This is a genomic window from Bacteroides sp. UBA939 (genome assembly GCF_002293435.1).
GTDB lineage: Bacteria > Bacteroidota > Bacteroidia > Bacteroidales > Bacteroidaceae > Bacteroides.
Map to the genome: position 1 here is coordinate 1 of NZ_DBDF01000125.1, position 7,085 is coordinate 7,085.

Consider the following 7,085-nt stretch of genomic DNA (forward strand, 5'->3'; position numbering starts at 1 on the left):
GCGAACCATCTATATCCCGTGCGAGAACCGCCTATATCCCGTGCGCAAACCGCCTATATCCCGTCCACGAACCGCATATATGCGGTGTAAGTACCATATATAAGACATGTATGGCTCAAGTTACTCCTGATTATAGCCTGCATTATTCATACTGTAGTTAAAGTAGTTATCACTTCGTTAGTAGTTAAGTAGTTAAAGCCGATACTACCCCAACTTGTTGGCTAATAACTCCATTAACTCCTCTAACTCCTGAGGCATGAATTATTCAGGATAGATTCCTGAAGCATAAATAATACAGTCTGAAAACACCGACCAGTGATAAGAAAAAGAAAAAAGTTACTATGTTTGTAAACGCAGAAAAGGAGTCTTTGTTTTTTTCGTAACTTTGCACAGTTTCCAAATACATTGAATGAATGGATTTTAAATACGATGTTATTGTGATTGGCGCCGGACATGCCGGATGTGAAGCAGCAGCAGCAGCAGCAAACCTGGGTTCAAAGACCTGCCTTATCACCATGGATATGAATAAGATAGGACAGATGAGTTGTAATCCGGCCATTGGCGGTATTGCCAAAGGGCAAATTGTACGCGAAATAGATGCCTTGGGCGGATACATGGGATTGGTAACAGACCAAACTGCAATCCAGTTTCGCATACTGAACCGTTCAAAAGGCCCTGCCATGTGGAGTCCGCGTGCGCAGTGCGACCGCAACAAATTCATCTGGACTTGGCGAGAAATACTGGAGAACATTCCCAACTTACATATTTGGCAGGACACGGTACGTGAGATTCTCGTTGAAGACGGTAAAATCATAGGGTTAACAACCTTGCTCGACGTAACATTCCGCGCAAAGTGTATTGTACTTACCGCAGGAACTTTCCTGAACGGATTGATGCACGTAGGACGCACCCAACTTGCCGGCGGACGTATGGCAGAACCGGCATCTTATGAATTAACCGAATCCATCGCAAAACATGGCATCGAATACGGGCGCATGAAGACCGGTACTCCGGTACGCATTGACGGTCGAAGCGTGCACTATGAAGAGATGGAAACGCAAGACGGAGAAAACGATTTCCATAAATTCTCATTCATGGATACCAGCGTGCGGCATCTGAAACAACTGCCATGCTGGACTTGCTTCACAAACGAAGAAACACACCGCGTACTGCGCGAAGGATTGCCGGATTCTCCCCTTTTCAACGGACAAATTCAAAGCATCGGCCCACGTTACTGCCCCAGCATTGAAACCAAAATAGTAACCTTTCCCGATAAAGAGCAGCACCAGCTTTTCCTCGAACCCGAAGGAGAAACCACACAGGAACTCTACTTAAACGGTTTCTCCTCATCACTCCCAATGGAGATTCAAATTGAAGCATTACGGAAAATCCCCGCCTTCAAAGACTTGGTCATCTACCGCCCCGGATATGCTATCGAATATGATTACTTCGACCCCACGCAACTAAAACACACGTTGGAATCGAAGAATATCGAGAATTTATTCTTTGCCGGACAAGTAAACGGCACCACCGGATATGAAGAGGCTGCCGGGCAGGGAATCGTTGCCGGTATCAATGCGCATATCAATTGCCACGGAGGCGAACCGTTTACATTAGCCCGCGACGAAGCATATATCGGCGTATTAATCGACGACTTAGTAACAAAAGGTGTAGATGAACCTTATCGCATGTTTACTTCGCGTGCAGAATACCGTATCTTGCTACGTATGGACGATGCCGACATGCGCCTCACCGAAAAGGCATGGAAGCTCGGAATTGTCAAAGCCGACCGCTACGAGCTGCTGAAACGAAAACGTGAGGCCATCAACAGTATCGTAAGCTTCACCCGCAACTACTCGATGAAACCGGCGCTAATCAATCCTGTATTGGAAACGCTGGGCACCACTCCCCTCCGCCAAGGATGCAAACTGGTAGAGCTTATAAACCGCCCGCAAGTCACCATCTACAACATGGCGGAGCACGTCGACGCCTTCCGCCGGGAGCTTGACAAAGTGACCGAAAGGAAAGAAGAAATCATTGAAGCCGCCGAGATACTGATTAAGTACGAGGGATACATCGGGCGCGAACGAATCATTGCCGATAAGCTGGCGCGGCTGGAAAGCATCAAGATAAAAGGGAAGTTCGACTATAACTCTATCCAGTCCCTTTCCACCGAAGCCAGGCAGAAGCTGGTGAAGATAGACCCGGAAACCATTGCCCAAGCAAGCCGAATTCCGGGAGTATCTCCAAGCGATATTAACGTTCTGCTGGTACTCTCGGGCAGATAACGTGGAACGTTCCACGTGAAACAATAGAACTCAATAAACGTATTAATAACTCTGATTATGAATAAAGAAACGCTTGCAAGAAGCATCCGCACAGTTCCCGACTTCCCTATACCAGGGATTCTGTTCTACGACGTAACGACATTGTTCAAAGACCCTGCCCGCCTACAGGAGCTTTCGGACGTCATGTACGAAATGTATAAAGACAAAGGCATTACCAAAGTCGTAGGCATTGAGTCGAGAGGTTTCATTATGGGGCCTATACTTGCCACCCGCCTGGGCGCAGGCTTCATTCCAATCCGCAAGCCGGGAAAGCTTCCGGCAGAAACTATTGAAGAAAGCTACGACAAGGAGTACGGCAAAGACACCATCCAGATACACAAAGATGCCCTGAACGAGAATGATGTAGTGCTACTCCACGATGACCTGCTTGCCACCGGTGGAACAATGGAAGCTGCCTGCAAGCTGGTACAGAAGATGAACCCCCGGAAGGTCTACGTGAACTTCATTATTGAACTAAAAGAACTACATGGCAGAGAGTTGTTCAGCAAGGATGTAGACATACAGTCCGTGCTTTCTTTATAGCCAACCCCTCCCCCCCGAACAGACTAAGAGAGAGATGGAAAACAACCCGGAACTGAACATCAGCGAATATCTACGAGGGATTGTACTGAACCTCCCCGAAAGCCCCGGTATTTATCAATATCTAAATACCGAAGGAGTTATCATATACGTAGGCAAAGCCAAGAACCTGAAACGAAGAGTCTCCTCCTACTTCAACAAAGAGCACGAGCCGGGAAAGACAAGGATACTTGTCAGCAAGATTGCAGACATACGCTATATCGTTGTTAAGACCGAGGAAGATGCGCTACTGTTAGAGAACAATCTCATCAAGAAGTACAAGCCGCGATACAATGTTCTCCTGAAGGACGACAAGACCTATCCTTCCATCTGCGTGCAGAACGAATACTTCCCACGGGTATTTAAAACGCGTAAAATTATACGCAACGGTTCCTCTTACTATGGGCCTTACAGCCATGTGCCTTCCATGAATGCAGTGCTCGAACTTATCAAGCACCTGTATCCGTTGCGCACCTGCAACCTCAACCTCTCGCCCGAGAACATCCGGGCAGGAAAGTTCAATGTCTGTCTGGAGTACCATATAAAGAACTGCGCAGGCCCTTGCATCGGCAAACAGTCAGCAGATGATTATATGAAGAACATCAGCCAGATTAAGGAGATTCTTAAGGGGAACACGCAGGAGATAGAACGTATGCTCTTCCGGCTCATGCAGGAGCTTGCTGCTGAGATGAAGTTCGAAGAAGCACAAAGAGTCAAGGAGAAGTACTTGCTGATTGAAAACTACCGTGCCAAATCGGAAGTGGTAAGCAGCGTACTGCACAACATTGATGTGTTTACCATAGAAGAAGACAGCGACGAGAAGTCCGCCTTCATCAACTACCTGCACATCACGAACGGCGTCATCAACCAGGCGTTCACCTTCGAATACAAGAAACGGCTGGACGAGACAAAAGAAGAACTCCTTTCACTGGGTATCATTGAAATGCGCGAACGCTACAAGAGCCTTTCGCGCGAAATCATCGTGCCATTTGAGATAGACATGGAGCTGAAAGACGTCGTCTTTACCATTCCCCAACGGGGAGACAAGAAGAAACTGCTGGAGCTTTCCATCCTGAATGTGAAACAGTACAAAGCCGACCGCATGAAGCAGGCGGAGAAGCTGAATCCCGAACAACGAAGCGTGCGACTGATGAAAGAAATACAAGACGAACTGCACTTAGACCGCCTGCCCATGCAGATAGAATGCTTCGATAACTCGAACATCCAGGGTTCAGACGCCGTGGCCGCCTGCGTAGTATTCAAGAAAGCCAAGCCTTCCAAGCAAGACTACCGGAAGTACAACATAAAGACGGTGGTAGGAGCCGATGACTACGCCTCTATGAAAGAAGTCGTCAGGCGTCGCTACCAACGCGCCATTGAGGAAGGCTCACCCCTACCCGACCTCCTTATCACCGATGGCGGCAAAGGACAAATGAGCGCCGTAAAGGAAGTTATGGACGAACTGAACCTGAACATCCCCATCGCCGGACTTGCCAAAGACGGAAAGCACCGCACGTCAGAGCTACTCTACGGTTTCCCTCCGCAGACCATCGGACTAAAGCAGAATACCCCACTCTTCCGTTTACTGACGCAGATACAAGACGAGGTACACCGCTTTGCCATCACCTTCCACCGGGAGAAGCGAAGCAAACGTCAGATTAGCTCCGAGCTGGATGAAATAAAGGGAATCGGAGAGAAAACGAAAGCAGTTCTCCTTAAAGAGTTCAAGAGCGTGAAACGAATCAAGGAAAGCACTTTAGGGGCACTCTCCGCAGTGATAGGAGAAGCTAAAGCTAAGATTATTAAAGAGCATTTCAATGAGTAATCGCTCGTATTAATCACAGTGCAACACCACATAACCTGCATTATTCATGCAGGATAAAAAGCATTCTTCGCCTAACATCATAAAATACAAAGGATTTTATGTACATTTGTTCCATGAAATCAAGAAACTATTTACCCATCCCGCTGTTCCTCCTTGTTCCGCTCACGATGTTGGGACAGCCTGCACCAAAAACATAAAAATTATGATAACCGAAAGAGCATGAGAGCAGTCATACAACGCACCGGACACGCATCCGTTACAATCAACGGAACCTGTAAATCCGCCATAGGAAAAGGACTTCTGATACTGGTAGGGATAGAGGAAACAGACAGCCGGGAAGACATCGACTGGCTCTGCAAGAAGATTGTCAACCTGCGCATCTTCGATGACGAGAACGGAGTAATGAACAAATCAATCCTTGATATCAACGGCGAGATACTGGTTATCAGCCAGTTCACCCTGCACGCATCGACCAGGAAAGGCAATCGCCCCTCTTACATACGAGCCGCCAAACCGGAAGTTTCTATCCCGCTCTACGAACAATTCTGTAAAGAACTGAGCATCGCATCAGGCAAAGAGATAGGCACCGGCGAATTTGGCGCCGACATGAAAGTAGAACTATTGAATGATGGTCCCGTTACCATCTGTATGGATACAAAAAACAAAGAATGATGACGTTAGAAGAAGCTCAGAATCAAGTAGATAACTGGATCAAAGAATACGGTGTACGCTACTTCAGCGAACTCACCAACATGGCCATCCTTACCGAAGAAGTAGGCGAACTGGCAAGAGTCATGTCCCGTAAATACGGCGACCAATCCTTTAAGGAAGGCGAAAAAGACAATATTGAAGAAGAAATCGCGGATATCCTCTGGGTGCTTCTCTGTATTGCCAACCAAACAGGCGTAAACCTCACGGAAGCATTTGCACACAGTCTGGAAAAGAAAACAAAACGGGATAATACCCGTCATATCAATAATCCTAAATTGAAGAATCATGGAGAATAATGAATTCAAACAGAACAGGTATTACGCCACACTGGCAAAGTACAACACCCAACTGGATGATGCGGAAATTGCCGCAAAAGTAGCGAAACTCATAGCAGAGAAAGTACCCGGCAACCACACGGAAGAAGTCAAAAAGCTCCTATTTCACTGCATCGACCTCACCACGCTGAACACCACGGACAATGATGAAAGCGTGATGCAATTCACGCAGAAAGTAAACCGGTTCGATGCGGAATTTCCTGATATCGAGAATGTAGCGGCTATCTGCGTTTATCCTTGTTTCGCGGAAGTCGTAAAGAGCAGCCTCGAAGTTGAAGATGTAAAGATAGCCTGCGTTTCAGGCGGATTTCCTTCTTCCCAGACTTACATTGAGGTAAAAATCGCAGAAACCGCTATGGCATTAATGGAAGGGGCTGACGAAATAGACATCGTTATCTCCGTAGGAATGTTCCTATGCGGGAATTACGAAGAGATGTGCGAAGAGATACAAGAGTTGAAAAGCGCCTGCAGGGAACGCCATTTAAAAGCAATCCTGGAAACAGGTGCCTTGAAAACGGCTTCCAACATCATGAAAGCCTCTATCCTATCCATGTACTCGGGAGCGGATTTCATCAAAACATCTACCGGCAAACAGCAACCTGCCGCAACTCCGGAAGCAGCATACGTGATGTGCCAGGCTATCAAAGAGTATTACGAAAAGACGGGTAACAAGGTAGGATTCAAGCCCGCCGGAGGTATCAATACCGTCAACGACGCCATCATTTATTATACCATCGTGAAAGAAGTGCTCGGCGAAGAATGGTTGGACAACCAGTGGTTTCGCTTAGGTACCAGCCGCCTGGCGAACCTTTTGCTTTCGGATATCAAGGGGGAAGAGATTAAGTTCTTCTAAGATTTTTACTTTACTGGTAATAACCAGAGAACGATTCACCCCGAAATTTCCGATGCATACGTTAACAGAACAGGTAGAAATAGGTGTTATTGGTTCTTTTCAAGCTGATTTAAATGCCATTTGAAACTACTTAGTAGTAGTGTGCTAACTACTACGTAGTAATTGCCCAACTACTACGTAGTAATTGACTAACTACTACTAAGTAGTTGGGCAACTACCAGTAGGTAGTTTAGCACCGAAAAGGGTTGAAAAGATTTACTAATTAAGACCTAACATAAGACTCACAATCCAAACATAAAAAGCCACAGCCAATAAAGATACCGGAACAGCCCAATACAGTTCCATAGTTTTCTTTCTTCGTATAAATATAGTGAGTCATACGAAGCACACGCAATATGGGATGCGCCGCTATAAGCAGAAAGAGGGCTTTACATATAAGTAGCTGTTCATAATTA

General features: G+C 46.5%; 7 protein-coding genes. 6 read left to right on the plus strand and 1 reads right to left on the minus strand.

Annotated elements, in window-relative coordinates; genetic code table 11:
* Nucleotides 1–413: 413 nt before the first annotated feature.
* The 6 genes from mnmG to deoC all read left to right on the plus strand — a co-directional run bounded on the left by mnmG (nt 414) and on the right by deoC (nt 6,630).
* Nucleotides 414–2,288, plus strand: a complete 1,875-nt coding sequence (mnmG, locus tag B2Z67_RS08185; RefSeq protein ID WP_291529334.1) for a tRNA uridine-5-carboxymethylaminomethyl(34) synthesis enzyme MnmG — start codon at nt 414–416, stop codon at nt 2,286–2,288.
* A 57-nt stretch (nt 2,289–2,345) separates the two neighbouring features.
* Entirely contained in the window at nt 2,346–2,870 is a 525-nt protein-coding gene (locus tag B2Z67_RS08190) for an adenine phosphoribosyltransferase (protein ID WP_291529335.1), read from the plus strand.
* A gap of 34 nt (nt 2,871–2,904) precedes the next feature.
* The gene (uvrC, locus tag B2Z67_RS08195; RefSeq protein WP_291529336.1) at nt 2,905–4,731 is read left to right on the plus strand and encodes an excinuclease ABC subunit UvrC; all 1,827 of its coding nucleotides are present in this window, start codon (nt 2,905–2,907) and stop codon (nt 4,729–4,731) included.
* A gap of 219 nt (nt 4,732–4,950) precedes the next feature.
* On the plus strand, nt 4,951–5,403 hold the full coding sequence (gene dtd, locus B2Z67_RS08200) for a D-aminoacyl-tRNA deacylase (RefSeq protein ID WP_291529337.1): 453 nt from the start codon (nt 4,951–4,953) through the stop codon (nt 5,401–5,403).
* Entirely contained in the window at nt 5,403–5,738 is a 336-nt protein-coding gene (locus tag B2Z67_RS08205; protein WP_291529340.1) for a nucleotide pyrophosphohydrolase, read from the plus strand. Before dtd ends, B2Z67_RS08205 begins: the two co-directional genes overlap by 1 nt.
* Complete coding sequence (deoC, locus tag B2Z67_RS08210; protein ID WP_291529338.1) at nt 5,728–6,630, plus strand: deoxyribose-phosphate aldolase; 903 nt, start codon at nt 5,728–5,730, stop codon at nt 6,628–6,630. Before B2Z67_RS08205 ends, deoC begins: the two co-directional genes overlap by 11 nt.
* Nucleotides 6,631–6,892: 262 nt before the next feature.
* Here the strand turns inward: deoC and B2Z67_RS08215 are convergent.
* Nucleotides 6,893–7,085, minus strand: a 193-nt coding sequence (locus tag B2Z67_RS08215) for a hypothetical protein (RefSeq protein ID WP_291529339.1), incomplete at its 5' end; no start/stop codon positions are given.